The sequence below is a fragment of the Alkalicoccobacillus gibsonii genome (genome assembly GCF_016798245.1).
GTDB lineage: Bacteria > Bacillota > Bacilli > Bacillales > Bacillaceae_D > Alkalicoccobacillus > Alkalicoccobacillus gibsonii.
Genome location: NZ_JAEUZA010000002.1, coordinates 86,361 through 112,095, shown reverse-complemented (window position 1 = coordinate 112,095; position 25,735 = coordinate 86,361). Strand labels below are relative to the sequence as shown.

The 25,735-nt window shown below is 41.3% G+C and carries 25 protein-coding genes and 1 pseudogene; 9 read left to right on the top strand and 17 right to left on the bottom strand.

Annotated elements, in window-relative coordinates:
- Positions 1 to 3: 3 nt before the first annotated feature.
- The 3 genes from JNO66_RS07445 to JNO66_RS07435 are packed head-to-tail and all read left to right on the top strand — an operon-like array spanning position 4 to position 3,523.
- A complete protein-coding gene (locus JNO66_RS07445; protein ID WP_203087639.1) occupies positions 4 to 1,659 on the top strand; it encodes an ABC transporter permease in 1,656 nt (551 codons plus the stop codon).
- Positions 1,656 to 2,732, top strand: coding sequence for an MBL fold metallo-hydrolase (locus JNO66_RS07440; protein ID WP_203087638.1), 1,077 nt, complete (start codon positions 1,656 to 1,658; stop codon positions 2,730 to 2,732). The genes JNO66_RS07445 and JNO66_RS07440 overlap by 4 nt, the downstream gene beginning before the upstream one ends.
- Positions 2,729 to 3,523 carry a CYTH domain-containing protein gene (locus JNO66_RS07435; RefSeq protein ID WP_203087637.1) on the top strand — a complete coding sequence of 265 codons (795 nt, stop codon included), beginning with the start codon at positions 2,729 to 2,731 and terminating at the stop codon, positions 3,521 to 3,523. The genes JNO66_RS07440 and JNO66_RS07435 overlap by 4 nt, the downstream gene beginning before the upstream one ends.
- A 33-nt stretch (positions 3,524 to 3,556) precedes the next feature.
- Here the strand turns inward: JNO66_RS07435 and JNO66_RS07430 are convergent, their stop codons facing one another.
- Entirely contained in the window at positions 3,557 to 4,798 is a 1,242-nt protein-coding gene (locus tag JNO66_RS07430; protein ID WP_273753216.1) for an MFS transporter, read from the bottom strand.
- Between the two features lie 216 nt (positions 4,799 to 5,014).
- Between JNO66_RS07430 and JNO66_RS07425 the strand changes: the two genes are divergently transcribed.
- Positions 5,015 to 5,188, top strand: a complete 174-nt coding sequence (locus JNO66_RS07425; protein ID WP_203087635.1) for a hypothetical protein — start codon at positions 5,015 to 5,017, stop codon at positions 5,186 to 5,188.
- Between the two features lie 105 nt (positions 5,189 to 5,293).
- On the opposite strand, the gene JNO66_RS07420 is transcribed toward JNO66_RS07425, so the two are convergent.
- From JNO66_RS07420 to licT, 3 genes are all read right to left on the bottom strand, one after another.
- Positions 5,294 to 6,712 carry a glycoside hydrolase family 1 protein gene (locus JNO66_RS07420; protein WP_203087634.1) on the bottom strand — a complete coding sequence of 473 codons (1,419 nt, stop codon included), beginning with the start codon at positions 6,710 to 6,712 and terminating at the stop codon, positions 5,294 to 5,296.
- 20 nt (positions 6,713 to 6,732) lie between these two features.
- A complete protein-coding gene (locus tag JNO66_RS07415; RefSeq protein WP_203087633.1) occupies positions 6,733 to 8,610 on the bottom strand; it encodes a beta-glucoside-specific PTS transporter subunit IIABC in 1,878 nt (625 codons plus the stop codon).
- Positions 8,611 to 8,718: 108 nt separating this feature from the next.
- Positions 8,719 to 9,588 (bottom strand): BglG family transcription antiterminator LicT, encoded by an 870-nt coding sequence (gene licT / locus JNO66_RS07410; protein WP_203087632.1) that lies wholly within the window; start codon positions 9,586 to 9,588, stop codon positions 8,719 to 8,721.
- Positions 9,589 to 9,932: 344 nt separating this feature from the next.
- Between licT and JNO66_RS07405 the strand changes: the two genes are divergently transcribed.
- Genes JNO66_RS07405 through JNO66_RS07395 form a run of 3 tightly spaced genes read left to right on the top strand, consistent with a single transcriptional unit; the run spans position 9,933 to position 13,418 of the window.
- Positions 9,933 to 10,922, top strand: a complete 990-nt coding sequence (locus JNO66_RS07405) for a TAXI family TRAP transporter solute-binding subunit (protein ID WP_203087631.1) — start codon at positions 9,933 to 9,935, stop codon at positions 10,920 to 10,922.
- Entirely contained in the window at positions 10,912 to 11,379 is a 468-nt protein-coding gene (locus JNO66_RS07400) for a DUF1850 domain-containing protein (RefSeq protein WP_203087630.1), read from the top strand. Before JNO66_RS07405 ends, JNO66_RS07400 begins: the two co-directional genes overlap by 11 nt.
- Positions 11,376 to 13,418: a TRAP transporter permease gene (locus tag JNO66_RS07395; protein ID WP_203087629.1), complete on the top strand. Its 2,043-nt coding sequence runs from the start codon at positions 11,376 to 11,378 to the stop codon at positions 13,416 to 13,418. Before JNO66_RS07400 ends, JNO66_RS07395 begins: the two co-directional genes overlap by 4 nt.
- Before the next feature lie 61 nt (positions 13,419 to 13,479).
- On the opposite strand, the gene JNO66_RS07390 is transcribed toward JNO66_RS07395, so the two are convergent.
- From JNO66_RS07390 to hxlA, 3 genes are all read right to left on the bottom strand, one after another.
- Entirely contained in the window at positions 13,480 to 14,199 is a 720-nt protein-coding gene (locus JNO66_RS07390) for a 3-ketoacyl-ACP reductase (protein ID WP_203087628.1), read from the bottom strand.
- A 138-nt stretch (positions 14,200 to 14,337) separates the two neighbouring features.
- Positions 14,338 to 14,898: a 6-phospho-3-hexuloisomerase gene (hxlB, locus tag JNO66_RS07385; protein ID WP_203087627.1), complete on the bottom strand. Its 561-nt coding sequence runs from the start codon at positions 14,896 to 14,898 to the stop codon at positions 14,338 to 14,340.
- Between the two features lie 3 nt (positions 14,899 to 14,901).
- Positions 14,902 to 15,534 carry a 3-hexulose-6-phosphate synthase gene (gene hxlA / locus JNO66_RS07380; protein WP_203087626.1) on the bottom strand — a complete coding sequence of 211 codons (633 nt, stop codon included), beginning with the start codon at positions 15,532 to 15,534 and terminating at the stop codon, positions 14,902 to 14,904.
- A gap of 156 nt (positions 15,535 to 15,690) precedes the next feature.
- On the opposite strand from hxlA, the gene JNO66_RS07375 reads away from it, so the two are divergent.
- The gene (locus tag JNO66_RS07375; RefSeq protein ID WP_203087625.1) at positions 15,691 to 16,032 is read left to right on the top strand and encodes a winged helix-turn-helix transcriptional regulator; all 342 of its coding nucleotides are present in this window, start codon (positions 15,691 to 15,693) and stop codon (positions 16,030 to 16,032) included.
- Positions 16,033 to 16,124: 92 nt separating this feature from the next.
- On the opposite strand, the gene JNO66_RS07370 is transcribed toward JNO66_RS07375, so the two are convergent.
- The 5 genes from JNO66_RS07370 to JNO66_RS07350 all read right to left on the bottom strand — a co-directional run bounded on the left by JNO66_RS07370 (position 16,125) and on the right by JNO66_RS07350 (position 20,844).
- Complete coding sequence (locus JNO66_RS07370; RefSeq protein WP_203087624.1) at positions 16,125 to 16,403, bottom strand: hypothetical protein; 279 nt, start codon at positions 16,401 to 16,403, stop codon at positions 16,125 to 16,127.
- Between the two features lie 237 nt (positions 16,404 to 16,640).
- Positions 16,641 to 19,307, bottom strand: a complete 2,667-nt coding sequence (locus tag JNO66_RS07365) for a cation-transporting P-type ATPase (RefSeq protein ID WP_203087623.1) — start codon at positions 19,305 to 19,307, stop codon at positions 16,641 to 16,643.
- 105 nt (positions 19,308 to 19,412) lie between these two features.
- Positions 19,413 to 19,961 (bottom strand): NDxxF motif lipoprotein, encoded by a 549-nt coding sequence (locus tag JNO66_RS07360; protein WP_203087622.1) that lies wholly within the window; start codon positions 19,959 to 19,961, stop codon positions 19,413 to 19,415.
- Positions 19,958 to 20,527, bottom strand: coding sequence for an HAAS signaling domain-containing protein (locus JNO66_RS07355; RefSeq protein ID WP_203087621.1), 570 nt, complete (start codon positions 20,525 to 20,527; stop codon positions 19,958 to 19,960). The genes JNO66_RS07360 and JNO66_RS07355 overlap by 4 nt, the downstream gene beginning before the upstream one ends.
- Positions 20,524 to 20,844 (bottom strand): PadR family transcriptional regulator, encoded by a 321-nt coding sequence (locus JNO66_RS07350; protein ID WP_203087620.1) that lies wholly within the window; start codon positions 20,842 to 20,844, stop codon positions 20,524 to 20,526. The genes JNO66_RS07355 and JNO66_RS07350 overlap by 4 nt, the downstream gene beginning before the upstream one ends.
- Positions 20,845 to 21,058: 214 nt before the next feature.
- Between JNO66_RS07350 and JNO66_RS07345 the strand changes: the two genes are divergently transcribed.
- Positions 21,059 to 21,445, top strand: coding sequence for a hypothetical protein (locus tag JNO66_RS07345; protein WP_203087619.1), 387 nt, complete (start codon positions 21,059 to 21,061; stop codon positions 21,443 to 21,445).
- Positions 21,446 to 21,459: 14 nt separating this feature from the next.
- On the opposite strand, the gene JNO66_RS07340 is transcribed toward JNO66_RS07345, so the two are convergent.
- From JNO66_RS07340 to JNO66_RS07325, 5 genes and pseudogenes are all read right to left on the bottom strand, one after another.
- Positions 21,460 to 21,765, bottom strand: a complete 306-nt coding sequence (locus JNO66_RS07340; protein WP_203087618.1) for a WapI family immunity protein — start codon at positions 21,763 to 21,765, stop codon at positions 21,460 to 21,462.
- Between the two features lie 86 nt (positions 21,766 to 21,851).
- A pseudogene (locus tag JNO66_RS07335) lies at positions 21,852 to 22,415 on the bottom strand (flavodoxin family protein).
- Between the two features lie 581 nt (positions 22,416 to 22,996).
- Positions 22,997 to 23,155: a hypothetical protein gene (locus JNO66_RS20420; RefSeq protein ID WP_210340812.1), complete on the bottom strand. Its 159-nt coding sequence runs from the start codon at positions 23,153 to 23,155 to the stop codon at positions 22,997 to 22,999.
- Between the two features lie 24 nt (positions 23,156 to 23,179).
- Positions 23,180 to 24,397 (bottom strand): amidohydrolase, encoded by a 1,218-nt coding sequence (locus tag JNO66_RS07330; RefSeq protein ID WP_203087617.1) that lies wholly within the window; start codon positions 24,395 to 24,397, stop codon positions 23,180 to 23,182.
- 12 nt (positions 24,398 to 24,409) lie between these two features.
- A complete protein-coding gene (locus JNO66_RS07325; RefSeq protein WP_203087616.1) occupies positions 24,410 to 25,627 on the bottom strand; it encodes an amidohydrolase in 1,218 nt (405 codons plus the stop codon).
- Positions 25,628 to 25,735 lie beyond the last annotated feature (108 nt).

The window sequence follows — 25,735 nt, the reverse complement described above, 5'->3', positions numbered from 1 at the left end:
CACGTGATTATACAAAAACACGCGCCTTATACGATTCTATTGATCATTGTTAGCTTGCTAGCGGTAGCACCTTTGTTTTCAGTCCTCATCTACACCTTTGTAGATGAGGGTTCTCTATCATTTGAATCTATGCAATATGTGCTATCTTCCAATCAAATTCTTCAAACGATGCAGAATTCCTTGTTGCTTGGGGTGTACGTTATTGCAGCAACAACGTTGATCGCCTTACCACTTGCTATTATTCGTACAAAAACATCCCTCGCGCGTCACAACTGGCTTGATCTAGTATTTGTGATTCCGTTTATGACCCCACCTTATATCGGGTCTATGGGATGGATCTTATTTATGCAGAACAATGGTTACTATGAGCAACTATTTGGCGGCAAATTTCCATTTACCTTTTTTAATGTTTCAGGAATGGTCTTTGTAATGAGTATGCATCTCTATCCATTTCTGTATCTGATGTTAAAAAATGCTCTTCTCAGAATGAACGGATCCTTCCTAGATGCAACCTTAATCTATGGACGTAATCCTGTCTGGAACTGGATTCGTGTGGTCATGCCTCTACTCATTTCAAGCTACGTCATGGCTAGCCTCCTTGTTTTTATTAAGACGTTAGGAGAGTTCGGCACACCAGCTACATTTGGTAAACGAATCGGCTACGACGTGCTTACAACAGATATTCATGCCTATCTATCTCGCTGGCCGATTAATATCTCAGCGGCTACCAGCCTATCACTTATTCTATTAAGTGTTTGTATGGTCATTTGGTATCTTCAAAATGTGATTAGTCGAAAGTATTCGTTCGGAATCCACTCAGGGAAATCAGGCAGTGGATCCAAGCCAAAAGACACAGGTCTTGTTCGAATACTCTCAAGTGGCTATGTTATTCTCATTCTCGCACTTTCCATTGGAATCCCTTATTTTTCAATCATTGCGACCTCATTATTAACGATTCGCGGAGACGGGCTAAGCTTAAGCAATCTGACGTTCACACATTATGCGGACCTATTTACCATTGGATCCTCGAGCTTTAAAGCATTGATGAATAGTATTAATTTTGCCTTTATCGCTGCTACCGTTGCAGCCGTAATTGGATTTTGTGCCGCACTTATTATTCGTGAAGGGCAAAAGAAATCACAGCAGGTGCTAGATTTTACAAGCATCCTGTCAAATATCGTTCCCGGCATCGTCTTTGTAGTAGGTCTCATTTTATTTTGGAACACCCCATGGTTTCCATCGACCATCTACAACACAACCTGGATGCCGATTGTCACGTACATTGTGCTCTTTCTGCCGTATTCTGTGCAATATACGAAGTCTGCCTTATCACAGCTTCATTCATCTATCCATCAATCAAATGCAGTCTTTGCCCACAACGAGTGGCTTGTCCTCATTCGAGTCTGGTTACCGCTTCTAGGGCAAGGTATTCTCGCAGGATGGGTGATGACCTTTATTATATCGATGCGTGAACTGGTTGGTTCCTTACTTATTCTTCCGCCTTCAGTTGAAACAAGTGCAACATTTATCTATAGCCAATTTGAACAAGGAGACGTCTCTAAAGGAATGGCCATGGCTGTAGTGACTGTTCTTCTGACCATCCTTTGTATCTTCGTAGTAGAGTCGCTTCAACGAAAGGCCATGAGAACAAAAACATGATGAATCTCACCACCCTTGGAGGCGTAAAAGAATACGGTCGAAATTGCTTTCTACTTACCAACCAAACAACCAACACACGCATCATGCTAGACTGCGGCGTCCGAAACGGAACACCCGAAGTGTACCCGCCGATAACTGAGGAGATCGCTCAGTCACTGCAAGCTGTTTTCATCTCGCATGTTCATAACGATCATATCGGAGCACTACCGTTACTAGCGGAAAAAGGATTCCATGGAGAGGTATGGATGTCAGAGGCAAGCCTTGCTCAGTTTCCCCATATTATCTCCTTGTCGCAGCAAAAGAACCCGGATGCTCCCCTTACTAACCTCCAGTTTCGTGCATTTCCTAAACAAACACGAGGCATGGAGGTTTCCTTAACGAAGAATTTACACGTAACCTGGGGCTATAGCGGACATATGTTAGGCAGTATCTGGTATAGCTTTCGAGTAAATGAGGAGACATTCTTTTATTCCGGTGATATGGCGCTTGATGCACCTTTGTTAGTTACAGATCGACCAGCCCTTCGTTTCTATGATCACGCATTAATTGATAGCGGTCATGCTGCCCATACCATGCCTTATAAGAAAAGTATCCGCAATATCATGGACGCACTTTCAGATCCACTCAAGCCGTACCACGTCCCGGTTAATCTCTCTGGCAAAGCATGTGACCTTTTGTTTTCACTCTATCACGCGCTACCTGATCAAATGTTCTTTATAGACCTAACGCTAAACGAACACCTTCGTGCCTATCTGCAGCACTCCGATCAAATGCGCAAAGAGCGAATGCACGAGTTTACGGACATGCTTCAAAGCGACCGATTGCAGCTCGCAACAGAAACTAAGCAGCCTGGAATCTATTTGACGAAACAAGCACCTTTTGAAATGACTAACATTCAGACGGGCATCTATCTTGATCAATCTTCTCCCTTTTATAAATCGCACCCAGATCGAGAGGACCTTTCAAGAATTCTCTCCTATATAAAGGCGACACAGATCACATTTTTTCATAGTAAAGAGCAGGACTTGGAAATCATCTTAAAAAACCAGACAAATGGAGGAATCATGTTATGAAAAAAGTGAGTTTCGTAGGCGCATTAACCCTTGCATTCTTTACAAGTTTCGCCCATCCCGCGCAAGCAGAAAGCCCCATTGAACCAGGGTATGAAGTGAAATTAAACCTAGATCTGGACTCATTCTCCAATCAAGAAGACGTTGTTCAAACGTTTAATGCTACACATGACGAAGATGTTAAAGTCTATTACTTTGATACTCCGGACCAACAATTCCGAGATCAGGGCTACATACACCGCCTCAGAATCTACGCGAGTGATAAAAAGACAAATATTACGTATAAGAAAGTCTTCCCTGGTGTTACTGTAAAAGACGCAATTGCAGAAGCAACAGCAAAAGGGTTCCACAACGACATGTCTAACTACAAATTTGAAAATGACCGCAAAGAAGGTATCGATACGTTCTCTATTAGCCGAAAAGAAACCTTTAAACAAAACAAAAAGCTAACATTTGATTCAATTGACGTAGATTATGCTATTAAGCTCTTTAAAGAAGAAGCTCCCAAGAAATATCGCACATGGGATCAAGAAGACTGGTATCAGGACACACTTAGCCAGACCATTCCATACGGACCTGCCCTTGCCGAAACCTTTGAAGGCGAATATCTAGGGGTGGACGCGGACCTTGAAATCTGGACATACAAAGGAGACACAATCGCCGAAATCTCAACAAAAGTTGCCGAAAAAGAGCAAGCTGATCAAATAGAAGAAAGCTGGTTAGACGGGTTAACTGAATCTGGTTGGTTAAGTGACGAACAAACATCGAAAACAGGATTTGTGATGGATAAATAAGAGAAAGGCTGTCTCACATACGAGGCAGCCTTTTTATGTCTTAATTGAGATCGGTTTAATGTCCCCAAATCTTGAGCTGTATTTGTGCCACCTGATTAGGAAAATTGCCGGTAATAATAAACTTAGAAAGCCAATAAATAAAGATACATAGGATGAGAGAAGCTCGGGAATCAGGCCAGCTAGAAATGTCCCCATCATTGCAAACAACCCACCAGTCACAAAGGTAGCGCTTCTAACTCTAGTTATATATTCATCTGGGGTGATCCCTTGATGTACTGAAATTTGAGCGACAAAAGCCATTGATAATGCACCATCAAAGAAGATCATCCCGGTTGATAAGATATATATATTTTCACTTACACAGATCAATAAAACTCCAAGTGAGGACGTGGCGAGTAACGAGCATAGGAGTGTAAGCCAGTTCATCGTTCTAAACCAATTCATAATCATAACACCTATTAAATTTCCAATGCCTGCACAGCTTAAAATGATTCCAATTTCACCTGCTGAAAACTGTAAGAGTGTATCTGCATGAAAAATAACCGTTAGCGGAATAAATACTGTTGCAAAACTTAAAACACAGTGGCTAAATGAGACCATTCTTTGAGTGGGGTTTGCCAAAAGGATGGTCAAGCCTACGACTGACTCCCTAGTAAACGTGTGTAGATTCACTCTTCTTTTCTCATGAGTTGGCTGGACGTTATTCACTCTTTTTATCAGAGAGAGGATCATCATTCCTGAGATCGATAATCCCCCACAAAGAACTAAAGTTGGGCTGGCACCTATCTGACTCAATAGGATTCCACCTAATATAGGGCCAATAATTGTACAAATTGCATCGGCACCTTCAAGACTCGTATGTGCTCTTAAAAGATTTTCTCTTCCTGACATTTCTGGGATCATGGCAGCAAAAGCTGTGCGACTGATTAAAGCTAACAGACCCATGATAAATAAAATCACCGCACTCAGTAAGGAATTCAGTACATCGAAGCTGAAAATATAGGCCAACAGAAATAAACAGATACCATAGAAAAAGTTACTTACAGAGGCACACAAAACTTTGTTCTTAGCTTCAAGCCAAGTACCAATTGGAATGGAGAAAAAAATAGCCCCTACCTGCTGGGAAAGTGCAACAAGAGCTGTAATGAAAGGGGACTGAGTAAATCCTAGAACAATTAGAGGGATGACTAACTCCCGAAATCGTCCATTTAAAATAGAGGTAAAGTTATAGAACCACATGAGGGAGAAATTCTTGTTTATAAACAAACTATTCACCTGCTTATCATTTCTATTTACTGGGAGCTAACATGTTATCATTGTTATAACATATAATTGTAAATAAAATGGAGGGTATGTTATGGATCTTACCAAAAGATTTGGCTTAGGAAGTTTTTCTTTGGTTCTTTTTTAGTTAGTTCCATTCTCTTATTCGCGAGCGATAAAGGCTACAACAGTGTAGGTGAGTACTTGCTTAAGCTAGTAGGTCTCAACTTGCACGAATTGGTCATTGTCGTTCCTCTTTTATTAGTAGCTGTATTCCTTGCAAGAAAGTACCCTACTCACTTATTCTCTAAGTCTGGACTGATCTCATCCTTGATTTTATTAGGTTTTATTTTAACCTTAGCTCTTATTGAGCTCATCTTAAGATTTATCGGTTTGTTTTGATTTAATAATTTGAAAGTATTCTCATTTTCTATATACGAGCATGAATTAAATTTCTAGACTCCATAAAAAGAACCCCAACATTTGCTGGAGTTCTTCTCTTTCATTCTATTCTTCCGTCTTAAATAAAATATCTCCATTGCTTTCAATTACGCTTTTATACCAGTAAAACGACTTTTTAGGGTATCTTTCTAATGTTCCGTTTCCATCTTTATCACGATCTACGTAAACAAAGCCATATCGTTTCTCCATTTGAGCTGAGGCGGCACTCACAAGGTCAATGCATCCCCATGAAGTGTATCCGATTACGTTGACACCATCTTCAATGGCATGTCCAACTTCTTTGAGATGGCCTTTGTGGAACTCAATTCGATAATCATCATTAATAATTAGTTTGCCGTCTTCCTCAATTGGCTCATCAATGGCACCCATTCCATTCTCTGAGACAAACATTGGTAGCTCATATCGTTCATAATAAAAATTTAAAATGTAACGTAAGCCTTGGGGATCGATTGGGTAATTCCACTCCGAATACGTAAGGTATGGATTACGAAGCCCTCGATAGAGATTTCCTTGTGCAAGCTCGTATTTTGATGGATCCTTGGCTACCGTTTTACTGTTGTAATAGCTGAACGAGATAAAGTCTACAGTGTGCTTTAGGTTCTGCTTATCCTCTTCTGTTATATCTAGTTTAATATTGTCACGATCAAACAAGCGTTTCGTGTAGTAAGGATACTCACCTTTTGCGTGAACGTGTACAAACAGAGTAAGCTCCTGCTGTTCTTCCATTGCATACGTAACATCATCGGGATGGCAGGTCATTGGATAGCGTGGTGCAGATGCAACCATGCAGCCTACTTGGAACTCAGGATTAATCGTTTTCGCAATCTTTGTCACAAGACCGCTCGCAACAAGCTGGTGGTGTGCTGCTTGGTACATATCTTGTTTAGTAAGCTGGTCTCTAGGCGTGAATACACCCCCTCCAAGTAAAGGAATATGAGAGGTCACGTTAACCTCATTAAAGGTCACCCAGTATTTCACTTTATCCTTGTAACGTTTAAATACAGTTTCTGCATATTTAGCAAATAAATCAATAAGCTTCCTGTTCATCCATCCATCATATTTCTTACTTAGATGGAGCGGTGATTCATAGTGTGATAACGTAACAAGCGGTTCAATATTGTGCGTGCGGCATGTATCAAATACACGATCGTAAAAGGCGAGTCCTGCTTCATTTGGTGCCTCTTCCTCACCCGTTGGGAAGATACGAGTCCAGGCAATGGACATTCGGAATACCTTAAAACCCATTTCAGCCAGTAGTTTAATATCTTCCTCGTAACGATGGTAAAAATCATTACCAACTAATTTTAAGTTGTCCTCTGTTGGTTCATCTGTAATCGGACCAAAGATGCCTTTAGGAAGGACATCCTGAACGGATAATCCCTTCCCGTCTTCATCATAAGCACCCTCGCATTGGTTAGCGGCGGTTGCACCGCCCCACAAAAAGTCCTTTGGGAATACGCTCAAGTCCTCAAATCCCTTCTTCTTTATTTTACAGCTGTTAGAATCACTGTATCATTTGTTGCTGTGTTTCCTTCTCCTTCAACTACATCAAGGTATTCGCTTGTATTTGTGACAATGACCGGTGTTGTTAATTCATACCCTTCAGCAGCAATCTTCTCTGCTTCAAACGACAGAAGAAGGTCTCCCTTGTTAACTTGATCTCCTTCTTGTACAAAGGATTTATAGTACTTCCCATCAAGCTTTACCGTATCAATCCCAACGTGAATTAATACTTCTAGTCCATCTTCACTAATAAGTCCAATGGCATGCTTTGTTTTAAAGACCATCGCCACTTTTCCATCAAATGGAGCAAATACGTTTCCATCTGATGGGGCAATCGCCATTCCTTTCCCCATTGCTTCTGTTGCAAAGGCATCATCGTTTACTTCAGATAAAGGAACAATACTTCCGTTTAGAGGACTGAACACTTCTGTACGATGATTCATCTTTTCATTAATCGTTACAGTTGATGTACCTTCTGATTTCTGGCCGTTGTCTTCAGACTTTTCTTTATCTGCCGGGTCCTTAAAGAGAACGATGGAAGCAATAAACCCAGAAACAATGGCAATAATTAATGTAATTACTGCATTATAGAAGTTCCACATGGTTTCTCCACCCATATAAATTGGTAAAGAAAAGACATTTGATGTGCCCGCAGAATACGTCTTGATTCCAGTAATACCTGCATAAAGTCCAGCAATACCGGCTCCAATCATTGTAGAAGCAAGTGTTCGTTTATGCTGCAACGTCACCCCATACAATGCTGGTTCTGTCACACCCATAAAGCAGGATAGACCTGTAGATGTTGCTAGTGATTTTAACTTTTTGTTCTTTGTGCGCAAAGCAACACCAATGACTGCTCCACCCTGTGCCATATTATAAGAAAGAGTAGCCGGTGTAAGAATGGAGCCATAACCCACGGCGGCGCGTTGAGTCGCTTGTACGGCACCTAAACTGTAGTGCATACCAGTCATGACAAGGAATGGACAGAAGGTTGCAACTAAAAACGGTACTAACCAGCTTGCTCTTTCATCTAAGAAGGTGAAGCCCTGTGCTAGATATTCACCAATAACAGCACCTATCGGACCTAACACTATAAGTCCAATTGGTCCGACGACCAAGATGACAACCATTGGCACAACAAAGATTTTAACAACGCTTGGTGTGATTTTTTGCATTAATTTTTCAACATAAGATTGAAGCAAGATAATTAAAATAATTGGTATAACGGATGATGAATAAACAGCTAATTTAATTGGAATCCCTAAAAATGAGGCATCTAATCCTTCTGTTCTAAGTGCTGTTAAATCAGGGTGAAGAAGAATACCTGCGAATACAAGTGCGAGTAATGGACTTGTATTGAACTTCTTCGCTGCGGTCGTCGCAATTAAGAAAGGTAGGAAATAAAAGACTGCATCACCCATTAAGTTTAAAATGTAATACGTATCTGATTCTGGCGACATCCACCCAAAGTTTGTACTTAATGCTAAAATCGCTTTTACCATCCCGGAACCGGCTAGAGCTCCAACAATTGGAATGAAGATGGCTGCAATGACATCAAGAAGTCTTGCAAATAAACCCTTCTTTTCTCCATCCTCTGGTTTTTCATTACTTGTCATATTTCCAAGCTTATTTACTTCATCAAACACATCTTTAACGTGAGGACCGATGATAACCTGCGTTTGTCCTCCCTTTTGAACGCAGCCAACGACTCCTTCTATTTGCTTAATTGTCTCAATATCAGCTAAGCTATCATTTTTTAAGTTAAAGCGTAAACGTGTCACACAATGAGTTAAGTTTGAAACGTTTTTCTCTCCACCAACCTGTACCAAAATCTCTTTTGCAAGATCTGTATACTTCATCGTATCCCTCCTAAAATGGTATAAAAAAACACCTAAATCATCATGCATGAAGAAGCATTACAAAATGCTCGTTTCATACAGATCATCTAGGTGTTGCCTGCTTAACAGTTACAATCCATGGTCAGATCTTATTTGGTTTTCTCTCATTGTTAATCGGTTAATATGCAGAATAAAATATAATTGCTCTTCTGTCGTCATTGATACATTCATCTTCGTCTTAAAGTAAGACTCAATCTTTACGACACACTGATAGGTTTTCGCATACTTTTTCTTTACCTGTAAAAAAAGCTGATTATCATCTTCAGAATCATAACGAACTTGACCTCGAATCCGCTGCAAGAAGTAACGGACATGGGTGACGAATCGACTATAGTTAATCGAGTCTTCCTCGATTTCAATGTTAAAATGAAATTTAATAATATTTAGGATGTCGAGAATCACTGCATTTTCGCTGCTTACTTTCATGTCTAAGGTAGAATCGAGATTTTGGCCATTCACAAAATGAAGGGCAATAAAGCTAGCTTCATCTTCTGTTAAGCGAACCTTTTCGTAATAAAAGATCGTATCAAGCGCTTTTAACGCCACCTTAAATTCTCTAGGATAAAACTTTTTAATTTCCCATAAGAATGCATTTCTCATATGTTCTCCTTGCCTGTGACGGTGGAGAGCATAATTAATGTGGTCCGTTAAGCCAATATAGATACTATCGTTGAAGGTTAGATCAAGCTCCTTCTCCGCTTCCTTTACAATATGATTCGTTAACTCCAGCTGGTTAATCGGAATCTCTCCAACTAAATGAACAAAGCTATCAACTAATTCCTTAGATTCTAGTGTAAAAATCTTGTCTATTTTCTCTTGATCGACCTCATCCCCTTCTTTCTTGCTAAAAGCTAACCCTCTTCCAAGTAACACTTTTTCAACATACTTTTCATCGTGAGCCAAAATAACATTGTTGTTAAAGATCTTTTTTATACGCACGATGTTCCCCCCTAAATAAAAAACACCCAAATAACCATAGAAGTATCCTGCGAATACTCACACTACTGGCTACTTAGGTGTTGCCTGCTCAATGCAGTTACAATCCTAATATTATTTGAGCTTATTGTAAACGCTATTATTTTATTTGTCAAACGTATTTCGACAAAATTTTTAATTACATATTACTACTGGTTAAGCCAATTTCCTAGTCACATCTATTATCATCAATAAAACCAGAAAAAAGGAAATAATGATAACGATTTCAATTGACAAACCCATTAAGAGAGAAATATAATGAAAGCGCTTCAAAAATAATGTAAAACTATGAAAAAAGGGGGAGCATTATGAAAAAGAACTTGTTTACTGCACTTATATCAGGTTTTATCATGCTTATTCTCGTTGCCTGTGGTGACTCGAGCGAGAGTGACACAGGTACGACGGATGAGAGCAATGGAAACGCTGATGGATTAGAGACGAACATTGTTACGATTGCTACTGGGGGAGCTTCTGGTCCGTACAACATCATTGGGACGACTCTAGCAGACAATTACTCTTCCATCTTTGATGTCAATTCACGAACTCAGACGACTGGAGCTTCTGCAGAGAACCTGAACTTACTGGCTGATCAAAAGGTAGAAATGGCTTTTGTTATGAGTGATGCCTTAAGTCAAGCATTGAATGGCGAAGCAAGCTTCTCAGAACCTCTAGAAGGCATCTCTCAAGTTGCCAATCTATATCCTAATGTCGTTCAAATCGTTGCAAGAGTGGATGCGGGAATTGAAACGCTCGAGGATTTAAAAGGAAAACGAATTGCCGTTGGAGATCAGGGATCTGGTGTTGAACTTAATGCTCGTGCTCTATTAAATGGGAATGATATTACGTATGACGATGTTCAAGTTGACTATCTTGGATACGCTGAAGCTGCAGATGGATTAAATGCCGGTAGAATTGATGCAGCATTTTTAACTAGTGGTTTACCTAATGCTTCTGTGTTGGAACTCTCTGAAACGTTGGATATTAATATTGTTAAGGTTCTCCCTGAACAAGTGGACGCGATCGTGGAGGAACATCCTTATTTTGTTTCTTTAGATATACCTTCTGGGACGTATGATAACGATGACGCTATTCCTACAGCAGCCGTTCCTAATGCTCTGGTTGTGCGTAGTGATCTAAGTGATGATGATGTATACAAACTAACAAAAGAGTTTTTTGAGAATTTAGATACATTAGCTAATTCACATCAAGCTGCTTCAGATATTTCGATTGATCATGCGCAGGATGGCTTAATTGCACCATTACACCCAGGTGCCGAAAAATACTTTGATGAACAATAAGAAATGGTTTATTGGGAGTGCGTTTTTACTCGCTCTCCTTTTTCTTGGTTTTTATCGTCTTCCTGTATTTGAAATTAAGGGAGAGAGCCATTCTTATTACGTTGATAAGGGTCATTTTGAACTTAAGTGGATTCATTCTATCGAAAAAGAAGAGTGGATTGAACGTTACGAGAGAAAAAATGATCAACTCATTCTTGTAGACACACATTTCAAAACATTTGGAGCGGGTACCCCCTATCAGGGCTTACGAACCTCAACAGAGGGAGGTTACATTCACGTTGAACTAAATATGGCCTACAACGAATTAAACGTAACGTCTTCCCAATCCGTACAAACCACTATTGTGTTAGAGGATCGTGATGTTCTTCTATATGAGTATTTTGATGACTATGAATTGATCACGATTAAGGCTGTTGAATTACCATTGTGGAAAATTAGAAAGGGGGATTTCTTGTGAGAAAGGAAGAAAAGCTTAAACCTACCGCGCTTGCTGAGACGGAGATTCCAGATCAAGCCGTTCAAAAAGTCTTAGAAAAATACGACATTGAGTCTAATACAAGAAATTGGAACAATAAAGGTCTTGTTTTGTTTTTTAGCCTTCTTACGATTGGATACGCACTTTTTCATTTATATGTCACTTTTTATCCATTACCTACTTTGTTACAACGCAGTTTTCACTTAACGTTTGGAATGGCACTAGTCTTCTTACTTTATCCAACGTATAAAAAACAAGATCGATCCAAAATCCCTTTTTACGATTGGTTATTATTTGCTTTGAGCATTACTTCTTGTCTCTATTTGTTCTCTATCTATCAAGAGATTGTCACGACCCGTGGTGGAGTAGCTACAACCACAGATATCATTATGGCTATTCTAACGGTTCTTCTTGTGTTCGAAGCTGCTCGTCGGGTAACGGGATGGATCCTTCCTATCTTAGCCTTTCTATTTTTAATGTACCCGTTCTTCAGTCATCAAGACTGGCTACCGAGAATGCTTTTAACAAGACCTTTTGATTTGGCAGATATTTTTGGACAAATGTACACAAAAACGGAGGGTCTATTCTCCACAGCAATTGGAGCATCCGTTCAATTTATATTCTTATTCATTTTGTTTGGAGCTTTTCTTGCAAAGTCGGGGATGGGGAAATTCTTTAATGATCTTGCTCTTGCCCTCGCTGGACATAAGCAAGGTGGACCAGCTAAAGTAGCCGTTATCTCTAGTGCTTTTATGGGATCTGTAAATGGTTCGGCCGTAGGTAACGTAGTAAGTACTGGTGCTTTTACAATTCCATTAATGAAGAAGATTGGTTATGACAAAAACTTCTCTGGGGCTGTTGAGGCTAGTTCTTCAATTGGGGGTCAAATTCTTCCACCGATCATGGGAGCCAGTGCCTTCATTATGGCAGAAACAACAGGCATTTCTTATGGAACGATCGCATTATCAGCCATCATTCCTGCTTTTCTCTTTTTCATAACAAGTATCATGCAGGTTCACTATCGAGCCGGTCGATCCAATCTTAGAGGTTTACCAAAAGCGGACCTTCCTGAAGTTAAGAAAGTCATGAAACAAGGCTGGCATCTTATGATTCCATTAATTACGTTAATTTTCATGTTGTTTGCCGGGGTACCTGTATCCTATGCTGCTTTTTACACGATCCTTGTCTCAATTGCTGCATCGTGGATTAGAAAGCACACGAGAATGTATCCTAAGGACATTATAAAAGCTTTAGAGACAGGAACAAGACAAGCGCTATCTACCATTATTGCCTGTGGTGTTGTGGGAATTGTTATTGGTGTTGTTAACTTAACGGGATTCGGCGCAACTCTTACTTCAGCAATAACGAGTTTAGGCCAGGGGTCTCTTCTTCTAACACTTCTCTTAACTATGCTCGCATCTATTGTATTAGGTATGGGATTACCTTCTATTCCAGCTTATATCATTACAGCAACTATGGCAGCACCTGCTCTAGCAACATTTGATGTTCCTATTCTAGTTGCACATCTATTCGTGTTCTACTTTGGTATCTTTGCTAATATTACACCTCCTGTTGCACTAGCATCATTCGCAGCATCTGGTCTAGCCGGTGGAGATCCAATGAGAACAAGTGTGATTTCTTTAAGGCTTTCCGTAGCTGGTTTTCTCGTACCATTCATATTCGTTTATGACCATGCAATGCTGTTAATCGATGCAACTGGACTTCCAGCTAACACAACCGAGTTTGCTTTTGCTTCTATACCTGATATAGCCATCGTGTTAGTGACTTCGACCATCGCAGTTATTGCTATAAGTGCCGCTGTTGAAGGATATATAAAAACAAACTTATCTATCTTTAATCGACTTCTTCTCGGTGCAGCTTCCATTATTGCAATCATTCCTGAAATGGTAACTAATTTTATAGGGATTGCATTAATTATTGTGATTTATGTCTTGAACTACATGCAAGCAAAGAAAAATCAGGATCCTCCTGTTAAGGCAAGTAGTACTCCCTCATTATAAATAAGAGAAAAAGCCAGATACCTTTGACGTGATCATTGGTAACTGGCTTTTTAAAATGAACTTACGGATTCGTCGACCACATACCGGCTGATTTAATGAAGATACGTGGGTGTAATTTCAGTTGCGACACGATGATTTCTGCTAAATCTTCTGGCTGCATGACTTTTTCAGGGTTGCCGTCAGTCAGGTTCTCTCTAACTGCAAGATCTGTTGCCACTGTACTTGGTGTAAGTGCTGTTACACGTACGTTATGCTTACGTACTTCAAGTGCAAGAGACTCGGTCAGACCAAGTAAGCCGAATTTAGATGCACTGTAAGCACTTGTTACAGGTGCACCTTTTTGTCCAGCTGTTGAAGAGATATTGATGATGTCTCCACCTTGTTTTTCGATCAGCTGTGGAAGCACCGCTCTTGTTACGTAGTATGTTCCTGTTAGGTTCACGTCTACGATCTTCTTCCACTCTTCTGGATCTAAGTCCATAAAGCCACCAAACTTACCGATTCCTGCATTGTTAATAAGGATATCAAATGTTCCGAGCTCGCTTGTAAGTGAGTCAACTGCTTTATTCACTTGCTCAAGTGAGGAGATATCAGCTGTAGCAATCGCTACCTTTACACCCGTTTCTTTAAGCTGCTCTGCAAGACCTGTTAAGTCTGCTTCTGTACGAGCAACAAGACCCACATTTACGCCTTCGTTTGCAAGTGCGATCGCTGTTGCTTTCCCGATTCCTTTACCAGCTCCTGTGATTAGGGCTGTTTTTCCTTTTATCGTTTGTGCCATGGAAATCCCTCTTTTCTGTATTGCTTTACTTACTTATTCTACCGAGTTTTAAAGGTGATGTGAAGCAATGACACCTATAGCTTGTGACGAAAAAACACCTTCAATTCCTGCCTTATACAGAAATCGAAGGTGCTTAAACTATTCAAGGTTGGCGTGTTTGCCATACATTTGCTTTGAATTCAGCTCTTTCTTTTCCATAAAACGCAGGATCACTGCATCGTAGAAAAGAAGCGAGGTTTGCTCAAATAATGAGCCCATTGGTTGAATGGTTTCGTATTCACTACCTTCTGCCCGATCCTTTGGTGCTCCCGGTAGGATAACGGTGTGATCTGCCAGCTTACCAATTGTAGAATCAGGAGAAAGCGTGACAGCAGCAACTGTGCCACCAAGAACTTTTGCCTTTTCAACGATTGGGATTAAGCTTTTTGTTTCACCTGACCCTGTTCCAACGATTAATAAATCATCTGGTTCAAGGTTAGCCGTAACGGTTTCCCCAACAGCATACGCATCAATACCCATATGCATCATCCGCATGACAAACGATTTACCCATGAATCCGGAACGTCCGGCTCCAACAACAAAGACTTTTTTTGCTCGAAGAATCGCTTCAACTAGCTTGTCTGCCTCTGTCTCGGAGATCGACTGTACCGTGCCTGCAAGCTCCTGAATAATCGTCTCAAGATACTCGGTTGTATTCATTGGTTACCCTTTGTTGATTAGTGCTTTGATTTCTTGTGCAGCAGTCTTTTTGTCGTCTTTAGACGTGATTCCGCCACCAACGATTACTAGGTCCGGCTTGGCTTCAATGACTTCTGGAAGCGTCTCAAGCTTGATACCGCCAGCGATCGCTGTTTTTGCATTTTTTACAACAGATTTGATCTTACGTAGATCTGCGAACGAATCTTTTCCTTCTGCTTGAAGGTCATAACCAGTGTGAACGCAGATGTAGTCTGCTCCAAGCTGATCTAATTCTTTTGCACGTGTTTCGATGTCTTTTACAGCGATCATATCAACAAGGATTTCTTTTCCTTCTTTTTTCGCTGCTTCAACCGCACCACGGATTGAGCTATCTTCAGCTGCACCAAGGATAGTGATGATGTCTGCTCCAGCATTAGAAGCTTGTTGTACTTCGTAGCCTGCAGCATCCATGATTTTAATATCAGCAAGAACGGTTAAGTTCGGGTATGCTTCTTTAACTGCACGAACAGCTTCGTGACCAAGGCTGTTAATGATTGGAGTACCAATTTCAACGATATCAATTGAATCTTGAACCTCTGCTACAAGCTCAATTGCTTCTGGAATATTGACTAAGTCTAATGCTAATTGTAATTTCATGATGAAAAAACTCCTAACTCGCTTTGGATTTGACAGTCACTATTTACGAATCTGTCTAGAACACACTATACTAAGTACGTCATCAAAATAAAAGTACGCACATTTAACACATATAGTGTGGAAAAGTATACTGTGGATGACGAAGGATGTGAACAGATGCCGAACTTAGGTGAACGGACATTTAACTGTGAGAAAGAACTAACATTGTCTGTCATAGGTGGGAAGTGGAAAATGCTCATCCTGTGGCATTTAGGAAAAGAAGGTACAAAACGATTCGGTGAACTAAAAACCCTCATGCCTGGAATCACGCAACGGATGCTCGTTAACCAATTACGTGAGCTGGAAGACCACGAGATTCTCCATCGTGAGGTCTACCCAGTGGTTCCACCCAAGGTTGAATATTCTCTAACAGAACATGGAAAAAGCCTCATGCCTATTCTAGATGCGATGTATGAATGGGGTAAGGATTATATCGAGAATGTATTAGAAAAAGAATAAGAAAGATAAAAAGCCGCGCTCGCATTGAATGTAGTCAATGCGAGCGTGGCTTTTTAATTGTATCTTTCATTCCATACTTTTCACTAAAAGCTTTATTCCTTCTTTTTTGATTGATTAAATTTAAAATACTCGTCTAATTCATTGTTCATACACTCGTATTTAGATTGATCTTGACGTTTAGGAACATCGAAGTGCTTATCGTATTTACACATCTTACACGAGCAATGTACTTTACCTTTTGAGAGTAAACCTGGTGTTTTGATAAGTGGATCATCGTTATCTGACTTCCTTACGTTTTTTAGAAAATCAAGTTTCTTCTTGATTATTCTGGAGCGATGGTGACGATAATAATTTTTATTTCTGTTTTTCATAGTGAACCCCCTTGAGAAAGAAGCCCGCCTGTAAGGGATCTCAAAGGGTAATGTTACTCCCTTACAAGCAAGCTATGATAGGGTTCACGTTCACTTGAATAAGCTGCATTTAAGCACCTCTCTGATCTGATTTTCATATATCATACAACTGATTTATTGGAATGTCACTTTAATCAGTTATTAGGACAAGTTAAAAGGCTAGAAGGGTTCCGCCACTTCTAACCTCTTATCATTATTTTACCTCGCGCGTCTCCCCACAACACTCTTCGTAATCCGCTTCTCAATCTCCACAATCACAAACACAGCTAGTCCCATTAATATCGGAATACCCCACTCTGGTAGGGTTAGTGGCGTGGTTTGGAAAATAGTATTCATGAAAGGCAGATACGTGATGGCTAGCTGCAAGACAATTAGAATGCCGGCAACTAGAAAGGCCATCCTGTTCGTAAAGAAGTCTTTGTTAAAGGCAAAACCAAGCTCACTCCGGCAGTTAAATAGATGGAATAGCTGAGCCATCACAAACATTTGCAGAATAATGGTTTGATGGGCCCCGTTGTGATAGCCTTGGTTTTGCAAAAAGGTGTTCATCCAGAGGGTTCCGATTCCAATTAATATAGAAACAAAAGCGATTCGGAATGCATAGTAAGGGGATAAAAGCCCAGCCTTTGGATCTCTTGGTGGCCGGTTCATTGCCCCTTCTTCAACTTTTTCAAAAGCAAGCCCCAGGGAGACCGTCACCGATACCACCATATTCACCCAAAGAATCTGTACGGGTGTGAGCGGCATGGTCATACCGAGAAATATACTTGCAATAATGAGTATGCCTCCTGCTCCGTTTGTCGGCAGGATAAACAGAATCGTCTTCTTAATGTTATCGTATACGCGTCGTCCTTCTTCAACTGCATGGACAATGGTCTGGAAGTTGTCGTCAGCGAGAACCATCTTCGCAGCGTCTTTCGTTACTTCAGTACCCTTAATCCCCATCGCTACACCAATATCCGCTCGTTTTAAGGCTGCTGCATCGTTCACGCCATCACCAGTCATGGCACAAATATGTCCAAGCTTCTGCAAGGCTTTTACTAGTCGTAGCTTGTTTTCTGGACTCGTTCTGGCAAACACATGGGTTGTTTCTGCTGCATGTTCCAGTTCTTCGTCAGTCATTTTATCTAATTCACGACCCGTTAAAGCGGTTTGACCATCGCCAATGCCTAATTGCTTCCCAATGGCTTTAGCTGTATCGGCATGGTCTCCCGTAATCATTTTTACTTGGATCCCTGCATTAAGACAGGTTTCCACGGCCTGCATTGCTTCCGTACGCGGCGGATCAATGATTCCTGCAATACCAAGAAAATATAACCCGTTATCTAAATCGTGATGTCCAAGCTTCTCAGTCTTAGAGTACACCTTCTTATACGCTGCACCAATGACACGTTCTCCAACACGAGCACGAAGCGACATTCGCTCCTCCCAATATGAGCGATCAAAGTCACTCTGACTATGTTTGGCTACCATCTCAAATACTCGGTCTGGCGCACCTTTTACAAAGATGTATCGTTCTTCGTTAATCTCTGCAAGCACAGCCATGTACTTATAGTCCGAATCGAATGGAATTTTAGAGATCATTTTGTAGCTTGGTAGCTCCATATCTGACTTTCGACCAAGCGTTAAAAAGCAGCCATCTGTTGGATCTCCATCAATGGTCCAATGGTTCGTTTCGTCCTGACGTAGATTTGCATCATTACATACCTGCACACATGTAAGAAAATGCTGCAGGATTTGGTCCGCATCCTCCGTCCGCTTTTGATCCTTCAGCTGAATCTCACCAGTTGGCGCATACCCTGTACCCGTTACCTTATAAAAGGCTGAGGTGGTTTCCACATTGGTTACCGTCATCTCATTTTTAGTGAGGGTACCCGTTTTGTCCGAACAGATGACTGAAACGGAGCCAAGTGTCTCTACAGAAGGAAGACTTCGAATAATGGCGTGTCTCTTCGCCATCCGCCTGACACCAATGGCGAGAATAATGGACAGAACAGCGGGCAGTCCTTCTGGTATCGCTGCAACTGCTAACGTAATAACCGATAACAACAGCTCTCCTGCCGGAAAAGACCGAACAAAGTAACCAAATAAAAACATAAGTACGGCTACACCGACCACAAAAAGGGCAATCGTGCGGCCAAACCCACCAATTTGACGCAGCAATGGGGTTTGTAGATCCTCTACCTCCGTCATGGCTTCGTTTATCTTTCCAAGCTCGGTTTTTGCACCAATGGCCGTGACAATGCCAACTCCGCTACCTGCCGCAACAGACGTACCTGAAAAGGCCATATTGATTCGGTCGTTAAGCACGGTATCTGGTTCAAGAACGGTGATCTGCTTATCTACAGCTGTTGATTCACCCGTTAAGGCAGATTCCTCTACTCGAAGGTTATGAACCTCTACAAGTCTTAGGTCAGCTGGTACCTTATCTCCAGCACTCAAGATCACAATATCTCCAACAGCTAACTCAACCCCGTCAACTTCTTGACGCTCGCCGTTACGTTTTACATTAGCCGTGGAACTAAGAAGCGCTTTAATTCCATTCAACGCTTTCTCCGCCTGATTTTCTTGAAAAAATCCAATAAATGCATTAATAATCGTTACAAGCACGATAACCGTTGTATCAATAAAGTGCCCTAAAATTGCTGTAATGACAGCCGCTGCAAGCAGCACATAGATAAGCACGTCATTAAATTGTCCCAGAAATTTTTTTAGGTTGGATTCCCTTTTCTTCTCAGGGAGCTCGTTTCGTCCTTCTGTCTCTAACCGCTTATTCGCTTCATCGCTCGTTAATCCTGATTGAACCTGAGTTTCGAGTTGACGTTCGATCTCGTCAACGTCCATGTTAAACCACTTATGTTCCATCTTCCTCACCTCTACTCGCTTCTTCTACGTTAGTATGCGCCTAGATAAAAGGAACATGCGAACAAAGAAAAGGCTGTCTCGATGGGGAGAACAGCCTTTTGGTTATTATTTGAATGCGGTGGTTTCAATGCCTTTTTCATCTAGGAACTCTTCAATTTTTGCTTGTTCTCTTCCACTAACATTGTCTGGAATGTTGAAAACGGCTGTCCAATCTTCCATTTCTTCAATCATAAATTCATTAGAACTTGATATATAAGAATACGTTCTTACCGTATCAACCTCGTACCCATCCGGTAACGTATTTTCATCAATGTAGTCAGAGAAATGGTCATCGTTTTTCTTTAGCTGGCGATTTACTTGCTTCATTAAGTCTTTTTCTTCCTTACCCGACTCCTCATACATTCTTTCCATTAATTCAAATTGAATATCCGATAACTCCCCGTATGTATCTAAATACGTTGCTAAGCTTTCCTTCATCTCATCCTCTGAAATCACTTCATCTTCTTTATCCGACTCAAACACGGTATCAGGGATCTCAACGTCTTCTAAATCAATTATTTCAATATCTTCAGCCTCAGCGTCTTCAATGGTTTCTTGATTACACCCTGTTAGAACGGCTATCCCCACAGCCAGACTAACCCACCACTTTTTCATATCACTCTCTCCCTTTTTAGTAAGGATACATTCCATTTAAGATGACGAATAAATAAGGACACCAGTGCTTTTGCGATGAGATATCCAACGACAGCAAGTGCAGAGCCTATAATCACAGCTCTGGTTACTTCTATGATTTCCTTTAACGTGATCATATCAAAGCCATAGACAAAGCCCATTACCAGTAAGATGACAGGAGAGGCAATCATGATTGGCACAGCAATGACAAATGCAAAGACAACGGGAGATACGAGCAGTAAAAGTCCAAAGCAAATAAACATCACAAATAAGTTCCACATACTCAATCCACCAATAGATACGACCGCGTTAAATAGATGAGAAAGGCTTTTCTTCTCTTCCACTCTCCGAACGGCGTGTACCGCATTTAACTCTTTGGCAAGCTCCTTTGGATCACCCAGCTGCCGGGATACTTGTTCAGCATTCTCGTTATCCTGTTCCCCTTCTTTAAAATGCATCGCATACTCACGGATAATCTCATTCTTCTCCTGCTCCGACATATACGTTAAATGCATTCGCAATGCTTTTAAAAACTCACTTTGCTTCAAATCTCCCCACTCTCCTTTATAAAAAAGTCGATAATTCCAGCAAACTCATGCCAATCACTCTTTAGTTGAATCAACTTCTCCTTACCTTCTTCCGTGATGTGATAATACTTTCGGATTGGCCCCTCCGCAGAAGGCTTTTGGTACGTCGAGACGTACTGATCCTGAACCAGTCGCTTTAAAATCGGGTATACCGTACCCTCCGAGATGCTCATTTGATTTGAAATTTTTTTGATAAGTGAATAGCCATATTCATCGTTCTGATTGATAATTAAGAGCACCAACAATTCCAGAACACCTTTTTTAAACTGTGCGTTCATTCCATACCACCAATAAGAATTTATCTTTATTTACAGTATATGGTACACTACTATATAATGCAAGGTAGTTAGGTGAATTTTCACTTAAAATGTAAAGTACGTTATCGTATAGGGGTAGTATTGATGAGAGTTAGAGGTACCCAAAGTGAAGAAGGGATCTATGCATTAGATAGGTAAAATAAGTATTTACTTTAATCGTTGTGAGGTGGTTCATATGATCAAAAGAAAACTAATCGCAGCTCTTATCACGATTGTCATATCGAATCTAATTATTTCAGTGACCCTTCCAATCTCAACACTTTTAGATGGTGAGGGAAAGTTCTTTGAAGATTTATATATAAGTGGATTTTATATATTAGGAGTTATGTTGTTTTACCTATTACCCCTCGCTTTTTTCATTGAATGGGTCACTCGCAGAGCTGGCTTTGCTCGGTTTGCTTTTGCCTTTTATCTTTACCTCTTCTTTGGCTTTATACCAATCTTTATCATTTTCTTTCTAGCTTTTTATGTCATGCTTGTGTTTATTCTTTTCTTTACGACAGATGAATGCCTAAGATGGCATCTTCAACGAACCCAAACGAGGACACCGATGATTGATTAAGAATGAAGAAGTGATTAATCAACCACCGTCTTCAACCCATCTATCATCCTCATCAAATAACTTTGATTGAGCTGGAATTCAAAGGTAAGCTTATTTTCTACACTGGGATGCTCTTGAATCGTTCCCTCTACCTGCAGCTGGCCGAGTGGGTGGAAGGTCATTTTAAGGAATAATGAATCATCGCGATTGGTCAAGACAACTGTTCCCTTTAATTCACGATGAATCTTTCTAATTTCTTTGTAAAATTGTTGAATGGCTAAAGTAGGAATAAATATCTGTGCATCTTGTACACTGTAGTGACCACTTTGGACCGAAACCACACATTCAACCTCTTCCTCCCCTTTTAAAAGCGAGATAACTAGTTCAATAAAATGATTACTGTCTCCGAGTAAAATCCGTTCTCTGTCTATGATTCATTCTCCGTTCTTTGCTTTAGTACTCCTCCAAGCTCAAGTGCTTGTTCTAATGCCATGTGATCCATTAAGATATCATTCGGTTTTGAGCCTTCACCTAAGAGAAATCCCTTGCAGTTTAACCCAATGAATCTGCAGGTGTATATGAATTATTGTACGAGTAGCATGCCTTTCTTTCGAGGGTGATCTCCGCCAACTGCGATGATATACGCATCCTTTTTGCTCATTTGCTCTTTGAATTTTGGATAGCGCTCGTCACGTACCGTTTGAGACCAACGATCAACAAATCGTTTCATCACACTGGTCATCCCGTACCAATAAATCGGCGTTGCAAACAGTAAAACGTCACACTCGAGCACTTGATCAATGATTTTGTTGTACTCATCCTCTACTGGTGAAAATCCTTTCGTATCGTGCCTTTGGTCAGTAATGTCTTTGTATTGATAGTCCAATAGATTGATTCTCGTTACATCCGGAAGCTCTTTAACAACCTCCTCCGCCAACCGTTCTGTATTTCCGTTTGCCCGCGTACTTCCATAAATAACGCCAATTTTCAACTTATCACCCCACGTATAATGTATTGTTTTTGTCGAAAAACGGAAGATAACCAGGTTTATCTAAATTTAATTACGATTTAATTGTAATAGTATGTGGGATTTAGTTCCAATGTTTTAACTTAAATATTGTTTTGGATTTTTACATTATATGTTTGGATTTTGTATTCCTTACAGAGGATTCTTCTTAGTAAAAGAGCAAATGTTCTTGATTAGCATGCCTTTCTTCTTGCTGCTCCCCTCCACGTTCTTGCTAACCGGGTGCGGTTCTTGGTGTCCCCTGCCTTCTCCTTGTTATCAGCTGCTGTTTCTTGATGGATCTCGCTCCAGGCTTGGTTCTTCTGCCGTTTTTCTTGCTAACGCTTCCGCTTTCTTGCTTAAATCCGCGAACTGCTTGATATATGGAGCTTTCTTCTTAGTAAAGGGATCTTTTGCTCTCACTCCAGCTTATATTCCTCGGTGAGTGGGTGCTTCTTGGTAAGGAGGCATAAGTTCTTGGTCAGCGTCCCTCTCTTCTTACTGCTCCCCTCCACGTTCTTGCTAACCGGGTGCGGTTCTTGGTGTGTCCCGCTTTCTCCTTGTTATCAGCTGCTGTTTCTTGATGGATCCCGCTCCAGGCTTGGTTCTTCTGCCGTTTTTCTTGCTAAGGCTTCTTTTTTCTTACTTAAATGTGCTTTTAGCTTGGTACGTGAGGCCTCCTTCTTACTAACCTCCATCCCCTCCACAAAAAAACTAGAAATCACCAAATGATCTCTAGTTTCATAAACTTATTTCGCTCCCTCAAACGTCATTTTTCCCTTAAACAGCGTCAGTACCGGCTTCACACGTCTTGCCACCATTTTGGCTGTGGACTCGGCTGGAACGAGGATCAAATTCGCTTCGTCTCCTGGTTTTAGCCACTCACCGCGGCCTTCTTCTTTTGTGATGGCTGCTCGTCGATCTGTAATGTAGTTCAAGCTTTGGGCAAGCTCCCATTCGTCTGTCCATTTTGAGGATTCGGCAAGTCGGCTGACTCTCTCAATTAGATCACCATTTCCAAACGGGGACCATAAGTCAAAGATGTTATCACACCCAACCGCCACCTTGACGCCATGCTCTTCTAAAAAGGCAACGGGTGGATAGGGTCTACTAATTGGAACACTGGTGATGATCGTGATACCAGCTCTTTTTAGCCACTCTGCTGTATCTTTTAATTGTGTTGTTGGAAGGTCTGCGAGCCCAAAGGCGTGACTAATGAATACGTCCTGTTCAAGCTCTGCTTCTAATACGAGCTGCGACAATCTTTTCATTGTAAAGGTTCCAAGGTAATCCGCGTCGTGAAGGTGCAGGTCAATCCCTACTTCGTAATCCTTTGCGAGTGTAACCATTGTCTGAAGTGATTTTTCGATATCGCCATCTACACTTGCTGGATCGACTCCACCTACATACTTTACCAGGTCATAGCTGAGTGCTTCTTTTAGGAGTTCAATCGTCTCATCTACTAAAAGTCCGTGCTGTGGAAAAGCCACGATCTCAACGTCTAATTTCCCCTTAAATGTTTCGATTGCTGCCAAGACTTCTTCCAAATTTTGAAGTCCGACCTCCGGGTAGATATCCACATGTGTACGAACATGTGTGACGCCTCCCTGCACATAGGTTTCAAGCAGTCGCTCTGCTCGCTCTTGGGTAGTAGTCTCAAGGTGCGGCAGGATGGTTTTCTCCATTTCAAATCGTTCAAATATAGATTTCACTTTTTTAACCGGACGCCATTTTTCTCCAAGTAATGTTTTATCGAGGTGGCAATGCTTCTCGATTAGTGAAGGTACTAACAGTTGCCCTCCTCCTTCTAAAATGAAATCTGTCTCATCTAGCTCCTCGTTAGCGGAGATGACCTCCTCCACCAATCCGTCTGCAATCTTCACATGAACTGCTTTTGTGTTTGTTCCGGCATAATGCGTGTCCTCTACATGAAAGCCCGTCTCAATCCTTACATCCTTTAACCACATTGGCTTCTCCCCCTAATCATTCATTGCGTTCACAGTCATATTGCCTTTAAACCAAACAGCCTTCCGCTTCGCTCGTCTTGCCACAGCTTCTGCAGTGCAGCTCGCATCTACTAAAACGATGTCAGCACGAGATCCAACATGCGGCCATACCTGATTTCCGTCTTGGTCAAGTGGGGTGATTCCACCAGTTATGAAAGTTAGTGCCTGATGCAATGACTCCTCTTCCTTGTGCCCAAATCGCTCAGCATACACTGCTGCTTTATCCAAGCTATCTCCTGTTCCAAACGGGGACCAGTGATCGGTAATACTATCCGCACCAAATGAAATGGACACACCCTCCTTATGTAAAAGGGGAATCGGAATGGTTTTTCCAGGTGAAACCGTTGAGGTCATATCAATATTCTGAGCACGTAGCATGTGAGCGGCTTCCACCACTTCCTCCGCACGTAAGTCGGCAAGCGTTAGTCCGTGACTGATCGTCACACGTCCTTGTAGCTTAGCTTCTTCGGTTAGAGCGGCCAGTCGCTTCATTGTAAATAATCCTAGATGACCACTGTCATGCAGATGCAGATCAATTCCGGCATTTGCACTGACAGCAAGCTCCACCATCGTTTGCAGCGACCGTTCAATATCGCCATCAATGCTCGCTGGATCAACGCCCCCTACATAGGCGGCACCATTATTTAACGCCTCTCTTACAAGACCTGTAGCCTCGTCTCGCAGCAAGCCCTGCTGCGGAAAGGCAACAATCTCAATGTCAGCCATCATTTGATAGGTTTCGCTTGCTGCAAGTGTCGCCTCAAGCTGATACAGTCCTTCAACCTGTCCGACATTACAATGGGTACGAATCTTTGTTGTGCCACGGCGCGCGAGCAAATCAATCAACCCCTCCGCTCGTTCCTGAGCTACTGGACGGAGTTGTGGCAGCAATACTTTTTCCTCTTCTAATCGTGTAAGGATGCCTTTCTTAGCTCGCGTCGGTGCCTTCCAAGATCCTCCGTAAAACGTTTTGTCTAAATGGATGTGCATATCTCTAAATGACGGTAGTAGTAAAAGCCCTTTTGCATCGAAAAGTGGCAGATCCTCATTTGGAGATTCCTCCTGAATGGCGACGATAGAGTCTAATTCAATTTTTACGTAAAATGATTTAGTCTCGGTACCAACTACCTCTTGATCTTCATAGATAAAACCTGTTTCAAGTGTGACTGGACCAATCCAATGTGCAGACATCTTCCGCGTCTCCCCCTTACAACTCTTTCTATAAATCGTAGCACACGTGTAAGAGATTTCATTATATGAATAAAATGGAGTAAAGTAAGGTTTAGCATATATGAAACG